Here is a 17,329-nt window from a genome sequence, read left to right as displayed (position 1 = left end):
TCGTTCCCAGCTGGAATCGGGAACCGCTTAAACGGTGAGTAAGTTGCATAGGTGTGGGCCCGCGATCCGCGGGCCCACCGGACGGTCCGCGAACCCGGGGGCCCGACGCAACGACATCGAACCGACACCGAACTTCGAGGTGCGCACCTTGGCATTCCAGATGCCGGACCGCGGCGGAGGCCCGACGGGGCCACGGATCAGAGCGGGCCGCCCGTCCCGGCGCGTCCGGACCGTGCTCATGACACTGGGCGTCCTTGCCGTCCTCGGCATGGCGTTCACCATGTTCGCGGGCTTCTGGACGGACTGGCTGTGGTACCGGTCGGTGCACTACTCGTCCGTGTTCACCACCACACTGTGGACGAAGATCGGACTGTTCTTCGTCTTCGGTCTGTTGATGGCGATCGCGGTCGGCTTCAACATCTGGCTCGCGCACCGGCTGCGGCCTCCGCTCAGCGCGATGTCCATGGAGCAGCAGAGCCTCGACCGGTACCGCATGGGCATCGCGCCCTTCAAGAAGTGGCTTCTGTTCGGCGTGACCGCCCTGGTGGGCCTGATCGCCGGCGCGTCCGCGGCCAGCCAGTGGCGCACCTGGCTGATGTGGGTCAACGGAGTGCCCTTCCACCAGACGGATCCGCAGTTCCACCTCGACGTCTCCTTCTACGCCTTCGACCTGCCCTGGTACCGCTTCCTGCTGGGCTTCGGTTTCGCCGCCGTGGTCCTGTCCGTGGTCGCCGCCGCGCTCACCCACTACCTGTACGGCGGGTTGCGTGTCACCAGCCCGGGCGCGCGCGCCACCGCCGCGGCCACCGGGCACCTCTCGGTGCTGATCGGCATCTTCGTCGCCCTGAAGGCGGTCGCCTACTGGCTCGACCGGTACGGACTGGCCGTCAAGTCCAGCGACTTCAAGGCCACCGGCAACTGGACCGGCCTCAGGTACGTCGACGCGAACGCCTACCTGCCGGCCAAGACGATCCTGTTCTGCATCGCCGTCATCTGCGCGCTGCTGTTCTTCGCCACGTTGTGGCGGCGCACCTGGCAACTGCCCCTCATCGGTTTCGGCCTGATGGTCCTCTCGGCGATCCTCATCGGCGGCCTGTACCCGGCCATCGTGCAGAAGTTCCAGGTCCAGCCCAACGAGCAGGCCAAGGAAGCGCCTTACGTCCAGAAGAACCTGACGGCGACCCGTGAGGCGTACGGCATCGGCGACGCCAAGGTCACCGACTACGACGGCACGAGCAGCACCACGGACAAGGAGAAGCTGCGCAACGACGTCGACTCCACGGCGAGCATCCGGATCATGGACCCGAACATCGTCTCGCCGACGTTCCAGCAGCTCCAGCAGATGTGGAACTACTACGCGTTCCCCACCAACCTCGACGTCGACCGGTACTCCGAGGGCGGCAAGGAGCAGGACACCGTCATCGGCCTGCGCGAACTGAACCTGGCCGGCATCCCGAAGAACAACTGGATCAACGACCACTTCCGTTATACCCACGGCTTCGGCTTGGTCGCCGCCAAGGGCACCGAGGTCGACTCCGGGGGGCGCCCGGTCTTCACCGAGTCCGACCTGCCGTCCAAGGGCGACCTCGGCACCTATGAGCAGCGGATCTACTACGGCGAGAAGACCGGCACGTACTCGATCGTCGGCGGTCCCCAGAAGGAGATCGACTACTCCGACGACAACGGGGAGAAGACCACCAGCTATCAGGGCAAGAGCGGGGTCAGCCTCTCCAATCCGATCAACCGCGCCGCGTACGCGGTGACGTTCAACGAGCCGCAGATCCTCTACTCGGGTGCGATCGGCGACGGTTCGCGGATCCTGTACAACCGCACGCCCAAGGAGCGCGTCGAGGCGGTGGCCCCCTGGCTGACGATCGACGGCGACGCCTATCCGGCGGTCGTGGACGGGCGCATCCAGTGGATCGTCGACGCGTACACGACGACGGACAGCTTCCCGTACTCCTCGCGTACGACCCTCGGTGACACGACGGCCGACTCGCTGACCGCGACCAACAACTCGCGCGCGGTGGTGGCCCAGCAGAACCAGGTCAACTACATCCGCAACTCGGTGAAGGCGACCGTCGACGCGTACACCGGCGAGGTCAAGCTCTACGAGTGGGACAGCAAGGACCCGGTCCTGAAGACCTGGAGGAAGGCGTTCCCCGGCACCGTCGAGCCCAAGTCTGCGATCTCGAAGGACCTGATGGCGCACCTGCGCTATCCGCAGGACCTGTTCAAGGTGCAGCGCGAACTGCTCACCCGCTACCACGTCACGGACGCGCAGACGTTCCTGACCGGCAGCGAGGTGTGGCAGGTCCCGGACGACCCGACCAACCAGTCGGGCGACGCGGTGCCGCCGTACTACCTGAGCATGCGGATGCCCGACCAGGCGTCGCAGGCGTTCTCGCTGTCGACGACGTTCACGCCCAACGGCCGGGACAACCTCAGCGCCTTCATGTCGGTCGACGCGGAGGCGGGCACGCCGGACTACGGCAAGATCAGAATCCTGAAACTGCCGACGAGCACGACGGTCGACGGGCCCAAACAGGTGCAGAGCCAGTTCAACTCCGAAGAGAACATCGCCCAGACCATCAAACTGCTCAAGGGCGGCGATTCCGAGGTCGAGTACGGCAATCTGCTGACGGTGCCCCTGGACGACGGCCTGCTGTACGTGGAGCCCGTCTACGTACGCGGTGGCGGACTCAAGTACCCGCTGCTGCGCAAGGTTCTGGTGACCTACGGAGGCAAGACGGCCTTCGAGGACAACCTCGACGAGGCTCTGAACGTGGTGTTCGGAGCGAAGGCTTCGACTCCGCCGCCGGACACCGGCACGGCCAATCCACCGCCGACATCGTCCGATCCGACGGTCAAGCAAGCGCTGCAGGATGCTCAGAAGGCCTTCGACGCAGGCCAGGAGGCGTTGAAGAACAACGACTGGACGGCCTACGGCAAGGCGCAGAAGGACCTTGAGTCCGCGCTCCGGCGGGCCGATGAGGCGCAGGCCAGAGCCGACAGCGCGAACGGCGGCAGCAAGAACGGCAACGGCGGGGCCGGTGAAGCGAGTCCGAGCGGCAGCCCGAGTCCGGGCGGCAGTCCGAGTCCCGGAGGCAGCCCGAGTCCGGGCGGCTGATCAAGAAGCACCCCGCGCCGTGATCTCCGTGCTATGGTTACTGAACACGGCGCGGGGTGGAGCAGCTCGGTAGCTCGCTGGGCTCATAACCCAGAGGTCGCAGGTTCAAATCCTGTCCCCGCTACTGAAGTCGAAGGCCCGGATCCTTTAAGGATCCGGGCCTTCGACGTGTGCGCATGCGCGGCGAACGCATGTCCCGACGCGCCGCTCGCCGTGCCGCCGTGAGGGGTTGGCAGATGTGTGTTTGACTTGTCGTTCTGTGGGCATGTCGACAAAACGCTGAAGTGACCTCACGGGGTGCGGTATACCGGGGTGTACCCCGGGTGTAGGTGGTGCGACGATGGACGTTATGGGGGACAAGGCAAGTCTGTTGGAGACAGGGCGTTTTGCGCAGCCTGCCGACTTTGGGCAGTCTGCCGACCTCGTGCATTCCGCCGGCCACGGGCAGCCTGCCGGCATCGTGGAGCCGGTCGGTGTCGTGGAACCGGCCGGTGTCGGACGGTCCGTCGGTCCCGAGCCGTCTTCCGGTGTCGTACCGTCCACCGGCCGTGACGTGAGCGGCGTAACCGGTGAGGCAGGCGAAGCGGGTGAGGCGGGTGAGGTCGCCGAGGAGGCGCGTCGACGGCTGGCCGCGGAGGCCGGCGACGTCGAGGCGATGAGCGTCCTCGGGGCCATGCTGCTGCGCCGCGGCGATCTCGACGCAGCCGAACCCCAGCTGCGTGCCGCCACCGCCGCCGGTGACCGCGCCGCGGCCAACAATCTCGGCGTCCTCCTGTACCAGCGCGGATACCCCGACGAGGCCGCCGGGTGGTGGCGGATCGCCGCCGTCGCCGGTTCATCGGCCGCCGCGCACGCACTCGGCCGCCACCACCGCGAGCGCGGCGACGAGCCGGCCGCCGAGTACTGGCTGCGCCAGTCCGCCGAACAGGGCCATGTGCTGGGCGCGTACGCGCTCGCCGACCTGCTGGAACACCGCGGCGTGAGCGGGGCCGAACAGTGGATGCGGGCCGCCGCCGAGCGGGGGCACCGCGAGGCGGCGTACCGGCTCGCACGCACGCTGGACCGCGCCGCGGGAGGCGAGGAGGACCCCAGGAGGGGGAGCGGTTCCGGGGCGCCGGCCCAGGGCGAGGCCGAGCAGTGGTACCGGCAGGCCGCCGCGCGCGGACACCGCCGTGCCGCGCTGCAGCTCGGGGCGATCCTGGAGAGACGGGGCGAACTCAAGGAGGCCGGGCGCTGGTACCTGACCTCCGCCAAGGACGGTGAGGCGCGGGCCGCCTGTGCGCTCGGGTTCCTGCTGCGGGACGCCGGGGACACCGAGAGCGCGGTGGTGTGGTGGCTGCGGGCCGCGCAGGACGGCGACGGCAACGCGGCGAACGCGCTGGGCGCGCTGTACGCCGAGCGTGGTCAGCCGCAGACCGCCGAGCGGTGGTACCGGACGGCGCTGGAGGCGGGGGACGACAACGGCGCGTACAACCTCGGGCTGCTCTGCGCCGGGCAGGGGCGGATCGGACAGGCCGAGCAGTGGTACCGGCGGGCCGCGTACGCCGGACACCGGGAGGCGGCGAACGCGCTGGCGGTCCTGCTGTTGCAGGGCGGCGACACGAGCGGCGCGGAGCCCTGGTTCTCCAAGGCGGCGGAGTCGGGCAGCGTGGACGCCGCGTTCAACCTGGGGATCCTGTACGCCGGACGGGGCGCGGAGCGGGTGGCGCTGCGGTGCTACGAGCAGGCGGCGGCGGCCGGGCACACGGAGGCGGCGTTGCAGGTCGGGATCGCCCGGCTGCGGGAGGGGGACGAGCAGGACGCGGAGCGGTATCTGCGCTCCGCGGCGGGTGCCGGAAGCGCGGAGGCGGCGTACCGGCTGGCCGCCCTGCTGGACGCCCGACGGCCACCGGCCCCCGCGCACGAGCTGGGCGAGTCGCTGCACGAGAAGACCGAGTGCGAGGAGTGGTACGAGCGGGCGGCCACCCAGGGGCACCGGCGTGCGCAGGTACGGGTCGGGATGCTGGCCGCCGCGCGCGGCGACGTCGTGGAGGCGGCGCGCTGGTACCGGGAGGCGGCCGAGGCGGGCTCCCGTAACGGGGCGTTCAATCTGGGTCTGCTGCTGGCCCGGGAGGGGAGCGAGCCGGAGGCCGCGGTGTGGTGGACCCGGGCCGCCGACGCCGGTCACGGCCGGGCGGCGCTGCGGCTGGCGCTCGTCTGCGCCCGCCGGGGCGACCTGGTGGAGGGGCAGCGCTGGGCCGACCGAGCGGTGACGCTGGGCCCGGCGGAGGTCTCGAAACGGGCCGCCCGGCTCAGGGACGCGTTGCGGGAGGAGTTGTCCGCGTAGGCGGGCAGCGTGCCGCGTCGCGTGGGCGGGCCGTGCGGGGTGGGCGGGCCATGCCGGGGGAGCGGGCCGTGCGGGGTGGGCGGGTGAGTCGGTTCGCGGTGGCCCTGTTGTCCAGGCGCCGGAATCGGCTCCCGGCGCCCCGCGTACGGGCCACGGGAATCGATTTGCCTCCCAGCTGATCCCTCACGTAGTGTTGTGTTCACCGACGCGGGGTGGAGCAGCTCGGTAGCTCGCTGGGCTCATAACCCAGAGGTCGCAGGTTCAAATCCTGTCCCCGCTACTGAAACTGAGGGGCCGGAATCCCATCACTGGGTTCCGGCCCCTCAGCATGTGTCCGGCCGGATCAGGGGACGTGCCCCACCGCCTCCTCGTACAGCGCCCGGTCCACCGTTTCCGACTCCGGCAGGTCCTTGCCCTCGGCGACGCCCTGCGCCCGGTAGGCGGACTGGAGCCGGGTGACCGTGCCGGACCTGATCTCCCAGTCCATGCGCAGGGACGGCGTCGACTCCAGGACCGCCGGATCCGTCTTCAGGAGCTTCGCCAGATAGGCGACGAAGGCGGCGTCCTTCTTGTAGTCCCCGGCGAAATAGGTGTTCACCGTGCGGATGTAGGCCCTCAGCAGGGCCACTCCGGCGTCCACGTCGTCCTGGAGCAGCGCGGGACCGTACAGCATGCCGCCCAGTGGCTCCCCGAGGGGCTGGCCGCCCAGAAAGGCGTAGCCCTGCTCGCCGTCCACCCGGCGCCACACCGGGTCGAGGAGCCACGCCGAGTCCACGCCTCCGTTCTGCAGGGCGGTGAGCACGTCCGCCGAGCCCAGTTGCTGGTAGCGGATCTCGTCCAGTCCGCCGCCGTGCCGGGCCAGGGCGCGTTGCATGGGGTACGCGATCACCGAACCCTTGCCGATCATGGTGCCCATGGTGCGGTCGGCCATCCGGACCCGCGCCGCGCTCTCGCCGTTGGCCAGCTTCACCCACAGCCCGCTCCTGGACGCCGGGTCGGGCGAGAAGTTGCCCGCGACCCACCTGATGTCGAAGCCGCCCCGGATGCCGTTCATGACGGCCGCCTCCGGAGCTGCCCAGAGCGCGTCGACGTCCCCCTTGGCCAGCAGCGGAAGCGCGTCCGGCGTGGGCAGCACCCGGAGCGTGACGTCCAGCCCCTCCGCCTTGAACTCTCCCTTGTCGACGGCGACTTGCAGCGGCGCGACGTACTCCGCGCTCAGCGTCCCGGTGGCGATGGTGAGCTTCCGTCGCTGGGCCGCCGGCCGGGCGGCCGGGGCCCGCGGTTCGCAGCGGGCCGGGGCGCGGTCGGCGGAGCGGTCCGCCGGGTCCGTCCAGGACGCCGCTGCGCAGCCGGCCACCGGACGGATCGTGCGGTGTTCCGTGCCGGACCGCGGCCGGGCGTTCCCGGAGTGCGCCGAGCAGCCGGCCGCCGCCAGCAGGGCCGCGACCACGGCGAGCGCCGTCCCCTGCCAGGACGTGCGACGGTTCCTCATGACTGCCCCCGTCCCCGGTCCCGCGGCGCCCACGGGGTGAGCAGCCGGCCCGCGATCCGTACCAGTTCGGAGAAGACCACCCCGAGCACGGCCACACAGACGATCCCCACGAACATGACGTCGTTCTGGAACAGCGCGCGCGAGTCGAAGATCAGATGGCCCAGGCCGTCCGACGCGGCGATCTGCTCCGAGGCGACGATCACCAGGACCGCCACGCCCGCCGCGATCCGGGCGCCGACCAGGACCGCCGGGAGGGAGGCGGGCAGCAGGACGTGCCGGAACATCTGCCACGGCGAGGCGCCGAAGACCCGCCCGGCGTCCCGGTGGCCGGCCGGGACGGCGATCACCGCTGACATGGTGGAGATCCAGACGAAGAAGAAGACGGTGGCCGCGACCAGGGCCACCTGGGGTCCCTCGCCCAGGCCGAACATGTTCAGGAAGACGGGGAGCAGGGCCAGCTTCGGTACGACGTACAGGGCGTCCAGGAGCGGTTCGAGGGCCGCCCGGACCAGCGGGAGCGAACCCATGAGGAGGCCGAGGACATAACCGGACGCGGTACCCACGGCGTAGCCCGCGAGGACGCGGCGCAGGGTCGCCCAGACGTCCGGCCACAGGTCGCCGGCCGCCGCCCGGTCCCAGCCGTCGGCGAGGATGGCGGACGGCGCCGGATAGACCCGGTCGTCGATCCAGGCAATGCTCGCGGCGAGTTGCCACAGCAGGACGAGGAGCAGCGGCACGGCCACGGCCAGGGACAGTTCGAGGGTGCGGCGCCTGCGGTGGGCGCGGACCGGTTGCAGTTCGCGGGCGCCGGGCCGGCGGACGAGGACCGCCTCCCGGTCGGGCAGCACGGTCGTCATGCCGGCACCGCCTCCTTGCGCAGCAGGTCCCACAGCTCGCCCTTGAGGGCCGTGAACGCCGGCGCCGAGCGGATGTCGCCGGTGCGCGGGCGCGGGAACGGCGGCCGGTGCTCGGCGATGATCCGGCCGGGGCGCGCGGACATCACCAGGACGCGGTCGCCGAGGACGATCGCCTCCTCCAGGCTGTGGGTGATGAACAGGGTGGTCGTGCGCAGCGCCTGGGTGATCTCCAGCAGTTCGTCCTGGAGGATCGTGCGCAACTGGGCGTCGAGGGCGGCGAAGGGCTCGTCCATGAGCAGGAGTTCGGGCTCCACGGCCAGGGCGCGGGCGATGGCCACGCGCTGGCGCATGCCGCCCGAGAGCGTCGCCGGGTAGGCGTGGGCGAAGTCGGCGAGGCCCAGCCGGGCCAGCCAGTCGGCGGCCCGGGCGTTCGCCTCGCGGCGCGGAACGCGCTGGACGTCCAGGCCGAAGCGCACGTTGGCCTGCACCGTCTTCCAGTCGTAGATGCCGTAGTCCTGGAAGATCATGGCGACCGGGTGGGGGCTTTGCGTGCGGATCTCCAGCGTGCCCGTGCTGGGCCGCAGCAGGCCCGCGGCGACACGCAGCAGCGTGGACTTGCCGCAGCCGGAGGGGCCGACGACGCAGACGAACTCGCCTGCGGCGACCGTGAGGTCGAGGGGGCCGAGGGCGTCGACCGGGTGGGGGGTTCGGCCGAAGGTACGGGTCAGATCGGTGGCTCGGAGTTTCGGATACGGCTCTCCCACGGGCGTCTCCTCGCGGAGTGCGGTACGGACTGGTGGGCGCCGTTGACCATATGACGGGTCGTCAGTTTCAGGAAGCCCGTACGCAGTACAAAGCCCCGGCATCCGTCGATGCCGGGGCTCGCGCGGGGGCTGTGGGGTGGGTGTCGGGCGCTCCGCCGGGGTGCCACGATGGGCCGCGATCGTCTGCGTCGTCGTGGCCGGTCGCTCCCGCAACCGCTCGGCTCACCCGAACAGGGTTCCGCCGCGGCGGGACCGCATGCCGATACGGTCCGGTGTCACGTCAGGCCGACGCCGAGCCGCAGTGGGCTTCGCCCGGCCTGCTCAGGCGCTCGCGCAGTCCGGGCACAGTCCGCGGTAGGTCACCTCGACGTCCGAGACCGTGAAGCCGAAGCGCTCCGAGTCGGGGAGGTCGGCGAGCGGGTTCCCGTTCGGGTGGACGTCGCGGATCGAGCCGCAGCGGGCGCACACCAGGTGGTGGTGCGGCCGGTGCGCGTTCGGGTCGTACCGCTTGGCCCGCTTGTCGGTGGCGACCTCAAGCACCTCGCCGATGGAGACCAGCTCACCGAGGGTGTTGTAGACGGTCGCGCGGGAGATCTCGGGCAGTCGGGTGACGGCTCGGGCGTGGACCTCGTCGGCCGTCAGGTGGACGTGCTCACCGTCCAGGACCTCGGCCACGACGCGACGCTGCGCGGTCATCCGCCATCCGCGTCCACGCAGCCGTTCCAGAAGGTCACTCATGATGACCACTCTACCATTCAGGGTGACCAGGTTGCGACCAGGTGTGATTTTGGATCCAGATTTGACTTAGACAGTGTCCATTGTAGGATCGATTTCGGCTTTGGCCAGGAACCAAGATCAGTGGCGAGTGACGCAGGAGGCGCACGTGACGCAGGGACCGCTCACGACGGAGGCCGGTGCTCCGGTCGCCGACAACCAGAACAGCGAGACCGCGGGCGTCGGTGGCCCGGTGCTCGTCCAGGACCAGTTGCTGTTGGAGAAGCTGGCCCACTTCAACCGGGAGCGCATCCCGGAGCGCGTGGTGCACGCCCGCGGCGCCGGCGCGTACGGCACCTTCACGGTCACCGCCGACGTCACGCGCTACACGCGCGCGGGCTTCCTCTCCGAGGTCGGCAAGCAGACGGAGACCTTCCTGCGCTTCTCGACGGTGGCCGGCAACCTGGGTGCGGCGGACGCCGTCCGTGATCCGCGCGGCTTCGCCCTGAAGTTCTACACCGAGGACGGCAACTACGACCTCGTCGGGAACAACACCCCGGTGTTCTTCGTCAAGGACGCCCTCAAGTTCGCCGACTTCATCCACACCCAGAAGCGCGACCCGTACACCGGCTCCCAGGAGCCCGACAACGTGTGGGACTTCTGGGGCCTGAGCCCGGAGACCACCCACCAGGTGACCTGGCTGTTCGGCGATCGTGGCATCCCGGCCTCGTACCGCCACATGAACGGCTACGGCTCGCACACCTACCAGTGGAACAACGAGGCCGGCGAGGTCTTCTGGGTCAAGTACCACTTCAAGACCGACCAGGGCATCAAGAACCTCGCCGCCGGGGACGCGGCGGTGCTGGCCGGCCAGGACCCCGACTCCCACCAGCGGGACCTGCGGGAGGCGATCGAGCGCGGGGAGTTCCCGAGCTGGACCGTGCAGGTGCAGATCATGCCGGCGGCCGACGCAGCGACGTACCGTTTCAACCCGTTCGACCTCACCAAGGTGTGGCCGCACGAGGACTACCCGCCGGTCGAGATCGGCAAGCTGGAGCTGAACCGCAACCCGGAGAACGTCTTCGCCGAGGTGGAGCAGTCGATCTTCAGCCCGGCGCACTTCGTGCCCGGCATCGGCCCGTCCCCGGACAAGATGCTCCAGGGCCGCCTGTTCGCCTACGGTGACGCCCACCGCTACCGCGTCGGCATCAACGCCGACCACCTCCCGGTGAACCGCCCGCACGCCGCCGAGGCGCGCACCTACTCCCGGGACGGCTTCCTCTACGACGGCCGCCACAAGGGCGCGAAGAACTACGAGCCGAACAGCTTCGGCGGTCCGGCCCAGACCGACCGACCGCTGTGGGCGGCCACCGCGGTCTCCGGTCCCACCGGCACCCACGAGGCGCCCGCGCACGCCGAGGACGACGACTTCGTGCAGGCGGGCAACCTCTACCGGCTGATGTCCGAGGACGAGAAGGCACGCCTGATCGACAATCTCGCGGGCGCCGTCGCCCAGGTGTCCAGGGACGACATCGCCGAGCGCGCGATCGGCAACTTCCGCCGGGCCGACGACGACTTCGGCAAGCGGCTGGAGGCCGCGGTCCAGGCCCTGCGCGGCTGATCACCGGCACTGGACCGTTTGCCGTGGCGCGGGCCGGAGCCTCTCAAGCGAGGGCTCCGGCCCGTCGGCCGTCTCAGACCGGCACCCGCTGCCGTACCGGAGCCCAGCAGCGGATGATGTCGCGGACCGAGACGATGCCCGCGGGCTCGCCGTGGTCCAGGACGATCAGATGGCGGAAGCCGCCGTGTGCCATCGCGTGCGCCGCCTGGTCCAGGGTCCAGGTCGGGGTGGCGAACACGACGTCGTTGGTGGTGTGGGCGTGCGTGCGTTCCGTGTCCGGGTTCTGGCCGAGGCCCACGGAATTGAGGATGTCACGCTCGGTGAGGATGCCGATGCCGCCGGCGTCCGGGTCGAGGACGATGGCGGCGCCCACCCGGCGCGCGGACATCAGGGCGGCGGCCTGGCGGAGGGTGTGTGCGGGACCGATGGTGAGGACCACCGTGCTCATGGCGTCACGAACGAGCATGGGATGGAGCCACCTCCTAGGGAGAAACCTCCGGTGGAATCCGGGCCGGCGGTTCGACGGGGCCGGACCGACGGGTCCGCCGGTCCGCCCGGTGCGACGGACCGAAGGGTTCGGTGCCTCAGCGGGTCGGCGGGCCAAGGAGCCGACCGCTTTCACGCGGTCGACGGATCGGCAGACCGACGGAGTGCCGCTTCCCGGATTCACAAATTCACAAATGGGGGGACTCTCAGACTCGCAGGCAAAGCGCGAGTCAACAAGGGGGCGCGTGCAACAGGTCGGGGGCGTGTGCGCGCACCCCGTGTTTCTCAGTAGCGCTGGTTGAGATACCCCAGCAACTCGTCGTGGAGCAGTCCGTTGGACGCGGCGGCGTTGCCGCTGTGCGGGCCCGGGCGGCCGTCGAGGCCCGTGAACGTGCCGCCGGCCTCCGTCACGACGATCGACGTCGCGGCCATGTCCCACAGGGACAGCTCGGGCTCGGCACAGATGTCCACCGACCCCTCGGCGACCATCATGTACGGCCAGAAGTCGCCGTACGCGCGCGTGCGCCACACCTCGCGGGTGAGGTCGAGGAAGCCGCCCAGCCGGCCCTGCTCCTCCCAGCCGGACAGCGAGGAGTACGCGAAGGAAGCGTCCGACAGCGCGGAGACACCGGAGGCGTGGATGCGGTGCGCGGAGGACAGGCTGCGGCCGGTGAAGGCGCCGTGGCCCTTCGCGGCCCACCAGCGGCGGCCCAGCGCGGGGGCGGAGACCAGGCCGACGACGGGCTGGTAGCCCCCCTCGCCCGCCTCCGTCAGCGCGATGAGGGTGGCCCAGACCGGGACTCCGCGTACGTAGTTCTTCGTGCCGTCGATCGGGTCGATCACCCAGCGGCGGGGGCCGGTGCCCTGCATGCCGTACTCCTCGCCGAGGATCGCGTCCCGGGGGCGGGCGCGCTGGAGCTGACCGCGGATCAACTCCTCGGCGGCCTTGTCCGCCTCGCTGACCGGGGTCATGTCCGGCTTGGTCTCCACCTTGAGGTCGAGGGCCTTGAAGCGGGACGTGGTCGCGGCGTCGGCCGCGTCCGCGAGGACGTGGGCGAGGCGGAGGTCGTCGAGGTAGTCGGGCATGTGCTGAACCGTATCCGGCCCGGTCGCGGCCCGGCTACCGGGGCCGCCGCCCGGTCCCGGGCCGCGGCCGGCGGGGTGGCGGGGTGGCGGACAATCGCTGCCCGGGCGGGCGTCCCGTACGCGAACCCTTGACAGTGCGAGGGCACCCGTCAAATCTGTTCGCCAAGCCGTTCACCCCAGGAGGCGACGATGCCTGCTGCCCGGGAAAACCTGCTGGACGCCGCGTTCCGCGCGCTCGCGCAGCGGCCCTGGTCCGCCGTGCGCATGGTGGACGTGGCCGCGGCGGCCGGCGTGTCCCGGCAGACCCTGTACAACGAGTTCGGCAGCAAGGAAGGGCTGGCCAGGGCGCTCGTGCGGCGGGAGGCCGACGGCTATCTCGCGGGCGTCGAACGGGCCCTGGCCGACGGCGTCGAACCGCGCGACCGGCTCACCGCCACCGTGGAGTGGACCGCCGCCGTCGCCCGCGACAACCCGATCGTGCGCGCCATGCTGACCGGCTGCTGGAGCGAGCGGCTGCCCGCGCCGACACTCGCCGCGGTGCCGTCCTCCTCGGCCGCGCCGGCCCAGCGCCGCGCGGACGGGCCGCTGCCGTCGCCCGGCGACTTCGTGCGGATCGTACGGGACCGGGCGCTGGCGTCCCTCACCGGGTCCGGTGCCGTCCGGCCGGGCAGCACCGAGCTGCTCCGGTCCTGCGAACTGGTGGTTCGGCTCGCGCTGTCCTGTGTGGCCGCGCCGCCCGCGGAGGGCAGGATCGCCGACCTGGTGCGGGACGCACTGCACCGCCAGCCCGTGTGACCGGCGGATCCGGCCGGATGCTCAGTGGGAGGAGCCCGACAGCTGGAGCCCCATCACGCCGATGATCACCAGGCTGATCGAGACGATCTTCAGCGTCGACACCAGGTCGCCCAGGAAGACCATGCCATAGATCGCGGTGCCCGCGGCGCCGATGCCGGTCCACACGGCGTAGGCCGGACCGACGTCCAGCTTCTTCAGGGAGAGGGTGAGCAGACCGAAGCTGCCGAGGGCGAAGCAGGCGAACGCGATGGTCGGCCACAGCCGGGTGAAACCGTGCGACAGCTTCAGGCAGACCGCGAAGCCGGTTTCGAGAATTCCGGCGACGACGACCAGCAGCCAGGCCATGTGCTGTCCTCTCCCGTATGTCCGGCTCGGTGCGATTATGCACTTGCCACAGCTGCACCCCCGCAAACACTGCCGAGGTCAGTCGCCGTCCCTGCGTTCCCGCGTGGCGAGCAACCGGCGCAAAGAGTACAGGCGGGCCGGGTCCGCGTGTCCCTCGGCCACCCATGCGTCCAGCGCACAGTCCGGTTCGTCGTGGCTGCAGGCCCGCGGGCAGCCCGCGGTGCCGGGCTCCAGGTCGGGGAAGGCGTGGATCACCCGGGACGGGTCGACGTGGGCGAGGCCGAAGGAGCGCACGCCCGGGGTGTCGACGACCCAGCCGTCGCCGTTGCCCAGCGGCAGGGCGAGCGCCGACGTGGTGGTGTGCCGGCCCCGGCCGGTCACCGCGTTGACGTGCCCGGTCGTACGCCGCAGCTCCTCCGGGACCAGCGCGTTGACCAGCGTCGTCTTGCCGACCCCGGAGTGGCCCACGAACGCGGTGACCTTGCCGGCCAGTTGCTCCCGCACCCGCTCCACCGCGACGCCGTCGGCCAGCTCCTGGCGGCTGGTGACGACGTACGGGATGTCCAGGTCGCCGTACAGCTCCAGGAGTTTGTCGGGTGAGGCCAGGTCCGACTTGGTCAGCACCAGCAGCGGGTCGAGACCGCCGTCGTAGGCCGCGACCAGACAGCGGTCGATCAGCCGGGGGCGGGGTTCGGGGTCGGCGAGGGCGGTGACGACGGCGAGCTGGTCGGCATTGGCGACGACCACGCGCTCGTAGGGGTCGTCGTCGTCCGCGGTCCGGCGCAGCACCGAGGTGCGCTCCGCGATGCGGACGATCCGCGCGAGGGTGTCCTTCCTGCCGGACAGATCACCGACCAGCGCCACCCGGTCACCCACGACGGCCGCCTTGCGGCCCAGCTCGCGGGCCTTCATCGCGAGGACCGTACGGTCCTCGACGAGACAGGTCAGCCGCCCGCGGTCGACGGTGAGGACCATGCCCTCGGCGGCGTCCTCGTGCTTGGGCCGGATGTTGGTGCGCGGCCGGTTGCCCTTGCGGTTCGGGCGGGTACGGATGTCGTCCTCGTCGGTGTGCTTGCCATAGCGGCGCATGATCTTGGCCTGCCCGTCAGTTCCCGAGCATCCCGGCCCACAGATCGGGGAAGTCGGGCAGGGTCTTGGCCGTCGTCGCCACGTTCTCGATCCGCACGCCCGGCACCGCGAGGCCGATGACCGCGCCGGCCGTCGCCATGCGGTGGTCCTCGTAGGTGTGGAAGACGCCGCCGTGCAGCGGGCGCGGCCGGATGTGCAGGCCGTCGGCGGTCTCCGTCACGTCACCGCCCAGCTCGTTGATCTCCTTGGTGAGCGCGGCCAGCCGGTCCGTCTCGTGCAGCCGCAGATGGGCCACGCCGCGCAGGGTCGAGGGGGAGTCCGCGAGCGCGGCGACCGCCGCGATGCCCGGGGTCAGCTCGCCCACGTCGCCCAGGTCCACATCGATGCCGTGGATCGCGCCGGAGCCGGTGAACTCCAGGCCGTACTCGGTCAGCGTGCAGGAGCCGCCCATCTCGGTGAAGATCTCGCGCAGCCGGTCGCCCGGCTGGGTCGTGCGGGCCGGCCAGTCCGGGACCAGCACCTTGCCGCCGGTGACCAGGGCCGCGGCCAGGAACGGCTGGGCGTTCGACAGGTCCGGCTCGACGGTCAGGTCGCGGCCCAGCAACGCGCCCGCGGTGACCCGCCAGACGTTCGGCTCACCGCCCGACTCCGGGGTGTCCACCTGGGCGCCGACCCCGCGCAGCATGTCGACGGTCATCCGGATGTGCGGCACCGAGGGCAGCGAGGCACCGGTGTGGCGGACCTCCACCCCCTGGTTGAACCGGGGTCCGGAGAGCAGCAGCGCCGACACGAACTGGGACGACGAGGAGGCGTCGACCGACACCGGGCCGCCCTCCAGGGCGCCGCCGCCGTGCACGGTCAGCGGCAGCGCGCCGCGGCCGTCGTCGTCGATCCGGGCGCCGAGGACGCGCAGGGCGTCGATCACCCCGTTCAGGGGGCGCTCGTACGACCGTGGGTCGCCGTCGAAGCGGATGGGGCCGTCGGCCAGCGCGGCGACCGGCGGCAGGAAGCGCATCACGGTGCCCGCGTTGCCGACGTCGACCGTGGCCGGGCCGCTCAGGCCCGCGGGCAGCACCCGCCACGCCTCGCCGGAGCCGTCCGGGCCGACCCCCTCCTCGATGCCGACACCCATGGCCCGCAGGGCGCCCGCCATCAGCAGCGTGTCGCGGGAGCGCAGCGGGCGGCGCAGCCAGCCCGGCTCGGAGGCGAGCGCGGCGAGGACGAGGGCACGGTTGGTGACGGACTTGGACCCCGGCACGTGGACCGTCGCGTCGACGGCTCCGCTCGCGTGCGGGGCGGGCCAGAGGGCGGTGAGTGCTTCGTTCGGGGCCATGGCCCCACTTTAGTGGGCGGGTGGTGTCCGGGTGCGGTGCCGTGGGGCAGGTCGTCGGCCCCTTCCCGGCTCCGTCCAGCCGGGGGGAATCCGCCTCGCGGCCAGGCCGGACATCGGTGCGTTCCGGGCCGTCCCGGAGCGGTCCGGGGCGGGTCCGGCCGCCGGGGCGGGTCACATCCCGAGCAGCCAGCGGCCCCCGCCGATCAGCGAGCACAGCGACACCGCGTGGAACAGGAACAGCCACAGGCCCGCCGGGACGTGGGTCAGGCGGGACAGCTGGTCGGCGTCCGAGTCTCCCGCCGCGCCCCGCGCCCGCTTGGCCTGGAGTTCGAAGGCCGGGCGCACCCCGCCCAGCAGCAGGAACCAGACCACCGCGTACCCGAACGCCGCCTGCACCTGCGGTCCGGCCAGCCAGGACACCAGCAGGAAGGTGCCGCCGCTGAGAACCACCGTCAGCACTCCGTACGCGTTGCGGATCATCACCAGCATGGCGACGAGCAGCGCGGTGGCCAGCCAGAGCAGCAGGGTGATGTGTCCGGCGGCCAGCAGTGCCGCCCCGCCCAGGCCGAGCAGCGGGGGCGCGGTGTATCCGGCGGCCGCGGTGAGGATCATGCCGATGCCGTGCGGCTTGCCCCGGCTGACGGTGAGGCCGCTGGTGTCCGAGTGCAGGCGTATGCCGGTGAGCTGCCGGCCGGTGAGCAGCGCCACCAGGCCGTGACCGCCCTCGTGCGCGATGGTGACGGCGTTGCGCGAGACGCGCCAGAGCCCGTGCGGTACGACCACGGCGAGCGCCGCGGCCAGGGTGGCCAGCACCATCCACAGGGCCGGGTCGGGCTGGGTGCCCCAGAGCCGGTCCCAGAGGTCGGGCAGCGCGGTCGATGCGGTGCTGTCCATGTGTGGCGGTCGCTCCCTCTGGCTGGTCGAACGGGGCTGGCAGTCGAACGGTCTGGCGGGTCGAACGGGTCTTGCGGCTGGTGCGGGTCCAGCGGGTCGTACCGGGTGTTTGGCCGGCCGGGTCCCGGCGATCGGGGCCGGTGGCTCCGCCGCCCGCGGCGGCCGGCCTGGCAGTGTGGCACGTGCGTGCGGACAGTAGGTGAGACGCCGCTGCGGCAGCGATCGTTCCGGATGGAAGACGTGCAGGTCACAGCCGTGGAGCCGCGGTGTGGTCCGCGGCTCCCGGCTCCCTGCGGTCCCTGTGCGCCGGCCGGGAGACACCTGTGATCACCCCGGCGGCCCCGCCCCGCCCCGCCCCGTGCCGGCCCCCTGCTGCTCGCGCGTGCCCGCCCGCCCC

14 protein-coding genes and 2 tRNA genes are annotated in these 17,329 nt (G+C 71.4%); 6 read left to right on the top strand and 10 right to left on the bottom strand.

Translation table 11 applies throughout. The features are described 5' to 3' along the window. Positions 1 to 160 precede the first annotated feature (160 nt). From ACFYPJ_RS10625 to ACFYPJ_RS10610, 4 genes are all read left to right on the top strand, one after another. Positions 161 to 3,130 (top strand): UPF0182 family protein, encoded by a 2,970-nt coding sequence (locus ACFYPJ_RS10625; RefSeq protein ID WP_389014021.1) that lies wholly within the window; start codon positions 161 to 163, stop codon positions 3,128 to 3,130. 50 nt (positions 3,131 to 3,180) lie between these two features. Further along, a tRNA-Met gene (locus ACFYPJ_RS10620) sits at positions 3,181 to 3,254 on the top strand. A gap of 225 nt (positions 3,255 to 3,479) precedes the next feature. Continuing rightward, positions 3,480 to 5,456 carry a tetratricopeptide repeat protein gene (locus ACFYPJ_RS10615; RefSeq protein ID WP_389013566.1) on the top strand — a complete coding sequence of 659 codons (1,977 nt, stop codon included), beginning with the start codon at positions 3,480 to 3,482 and terminating at the stop codon, positions 5,454 to 5,456. A gap of 206 nt (positions 5,457 to 5,662) precedes the next feature. Next, positions 5,663 to 5,736: transfer RNA gene (locus ACFYPJ_RS10610), tRNA-Met, on the top strand. Positions 5,737 to 5,799: 63 nt separating this feature from the next. Here ACFYPJ_RS10610 and ACFYPJ_RS10605 read toward each other — a convergent pair. The 4 genes from ACFYPJ_RS10605 to ACFYPJ_RS10590 all read right to left on the bottom strand — a co-directional run bounded on the left by ACFYPJ_RS10605 (position 5,800) and on the right by ACFYPJ_RS10590 (position 9,307). Beyond that, on the bottom strand, positions 5,800 to 6,948 hold the full coding sequence (locus tag ACFYPJ_RS10605; protein ID WP_389013563.1) for an ABC transporter substrate-binding protein: 1,149 nt from the start codon (positions 6,946 to 6,948) through the stop codon (positions 5,800 to 5,802). After that, positions 6,945 to 7,805, bottom strand: a complete 861-nt coding sequence (locus ACFYPJ_RS10600) for an ABC transporter permease (protein WP_389013561.1) — start codon at positions 7,803 to 7,805, stop codon at positions 6,945 to 6,947. Before ACFYPJ_RS10600 ends, ACFYPJ_RS10605 begins: the two co-directional genes overlap by 4 nt. Beyond that, complete coding sequence (locus tag ACFYPJ_RS10595) at positions 7,802 to 8,569, bottom strand: ABC transporter ATP-binding protein (protein ID WP_389013558.1); 768 nt, start codon at positions 8,567 to 8,569, stop codon at positions 7,802 to 7,804. The genes ACFYPJ_RS10600 and ACFYPJ_RS10595 overlap by 4 nt, the downstream gene beginning before the upstream one ends. 321 nt (positions 8,570 to 8,890) lie before the next feature. Continuing rightward, positions 8,891 to 9,307 carry a Fur family transcriptional regulator gene (locus ACFYPJ_RS10590; protein WP_389013555.1) on the bottom strand — a complete coding sequence of 139 codons (417 nt, stop codon included), beginning with the start codon at positions 9,305 to 9,307 and terminating at the stop codon, positions 8,891 to 8,893. Positions 9,308 to 9,452: 145 nt separating this feature from the next. Between ACFYPJ_RS10590 and ACFYPJ_RS10585 the strand changes: the two genes are divergently transcribed. Beyond that, entirely contained in the window at positions 9,453 to 10,904 is a 1,452-nt protein-coding gene (locus ACFYPJ_RS10585; protein WP_389013552.1) for a catalase, read from the top strand. 73 nt (positions 10,905 to 10,977) lie between these two features. Here the strand turns inward: ACFYPJ_RS10585 and ACFYPJ_RS10580 are convergent, their stop codons facing one another. Both ACFYPJ_RS10580 and hisN read right to left on the bottom strand, forming a co-directional pair. Next, complete coding sequence (locus tag ACFYPJ_RS10580; protein ID WP_389013550.1) at positions 10,978 to 11,370, bottom strand: cyclic nucleotide-binding/CBS domain-containing protein; 393 nt, start codon at positions 11,368 to 11,370, stop codon at positions 10,978 to 10,980. A gap of 305 nt (positions 11,371 to 11,675) precedes the next feature. Then, complete coding sequence (gene hisN, locus ACFYPJ_RS10575; RefSeq protein ID WP_389013547.1) at positions 11,676 to 12,476, bottom strand: histidinol-phosphatase; 801 nt, start codon at positions 12,474 to 12,476, stop codon at positions 11,676 to 11,678. A 189-nt stretch (positions 12,477 to 12,665) separates the two neighbouring features. Here hisN and ACFYPJ_RS10570 point away from each other — a divergent pair, with 189 nt between their 5' ends. Next, positions 12,666 to 13,271, top strand: coding sequence for a TetR/AcrR family transcriptional regulator (locus ACFYPJ_RS10570; protein ID WP_389013544.1), 606 nt, complete (start codon positions 12,666 to 12,668; stop codon positions 13,269 to 13,271). A 21-nt stretch (positions 13,272 to 13,292) separates the two neighbouring features. Here ACFYPJ_RS10570 and ACFYPJ_RS10565 read toward each other — a convergent pair whose 3' ends face one another. The 4 genes from ACFYPJ_RS10565 to ACFYPJ_RS10550 all read right to left on the bottom strand — a co-directional run bounded on the left by ACFYPJ_RS10565 (position 13,293) and on the right by ACFYPJ_RS10550 (position 16,932). Next, on the bottom strand, positions 13,293 to 13,616 hold the full coding sequence (locus ACFYPJ_RS10565; RefSeq protein ID WP_389013542.1) for a DMT family transporter: 324 nt from the start codon (positions 13,614 to 13,616) through the stop codon (positions 13,293 to 13,295). 78 nt (positions 13,617 to 13,694) lie between these two features. After that, entirely contained in the window at positions 13,695 to 14,705 is a 1,011-nt protein-coding gene (rsgA, locus tag ACFYPJ_RS10560; RefSeq protein WP_389013539.1) for a ribosome small subunit-dependent GTPase A, read from the bottom strand. A 16-nt stretch (positions 14,706 to 14,721) separates the two neighbouring features. Further along, positions 14,722 to 16,038, bottom strand: coding sequence for a 3-phosphoshikimate 1-carboxyvinyltransferase (gene aroA, locus ACFYPJ_RS10555; RefSeq protein WP_389013536.1), 1,317 nt, complete (start codon positions 16,036 to 16,038; stop codon positions 14,722 to 14,724). 171 nt (positions 16,039 to 16,209) lie between these two features. Beyond that, the gene (locus tag ACFYPJ_RS10550; RefSeq protein ID WP_389013533.1) at positions 16,210 to 16,932 is read right to left on the bottom strand and encodes a M50 family metallopeptidase; all 723 of its coding nucleotides are present in this window, start codon (positions 16,930 to 16,932) and stop codon (positions 16,210 to 16,212) included. Between the last annotated feature and the right edge of the window lie 397 nt (positions 16,933 to 17,329).

The organism is Streptomyces sp. NPDC006012, from assembly GCF_042871185.1.
Lineage (GTDB): Bacteria > Actinomycetota > Actinomycetes > Streptomycetales > Streptomycetaceae > Streptomyces.
The sequence above is the reverse complement of the archived record's forward strand: the minus strand, read 5'-3'. Positions and strand labels throughout refer to the sequence as shown.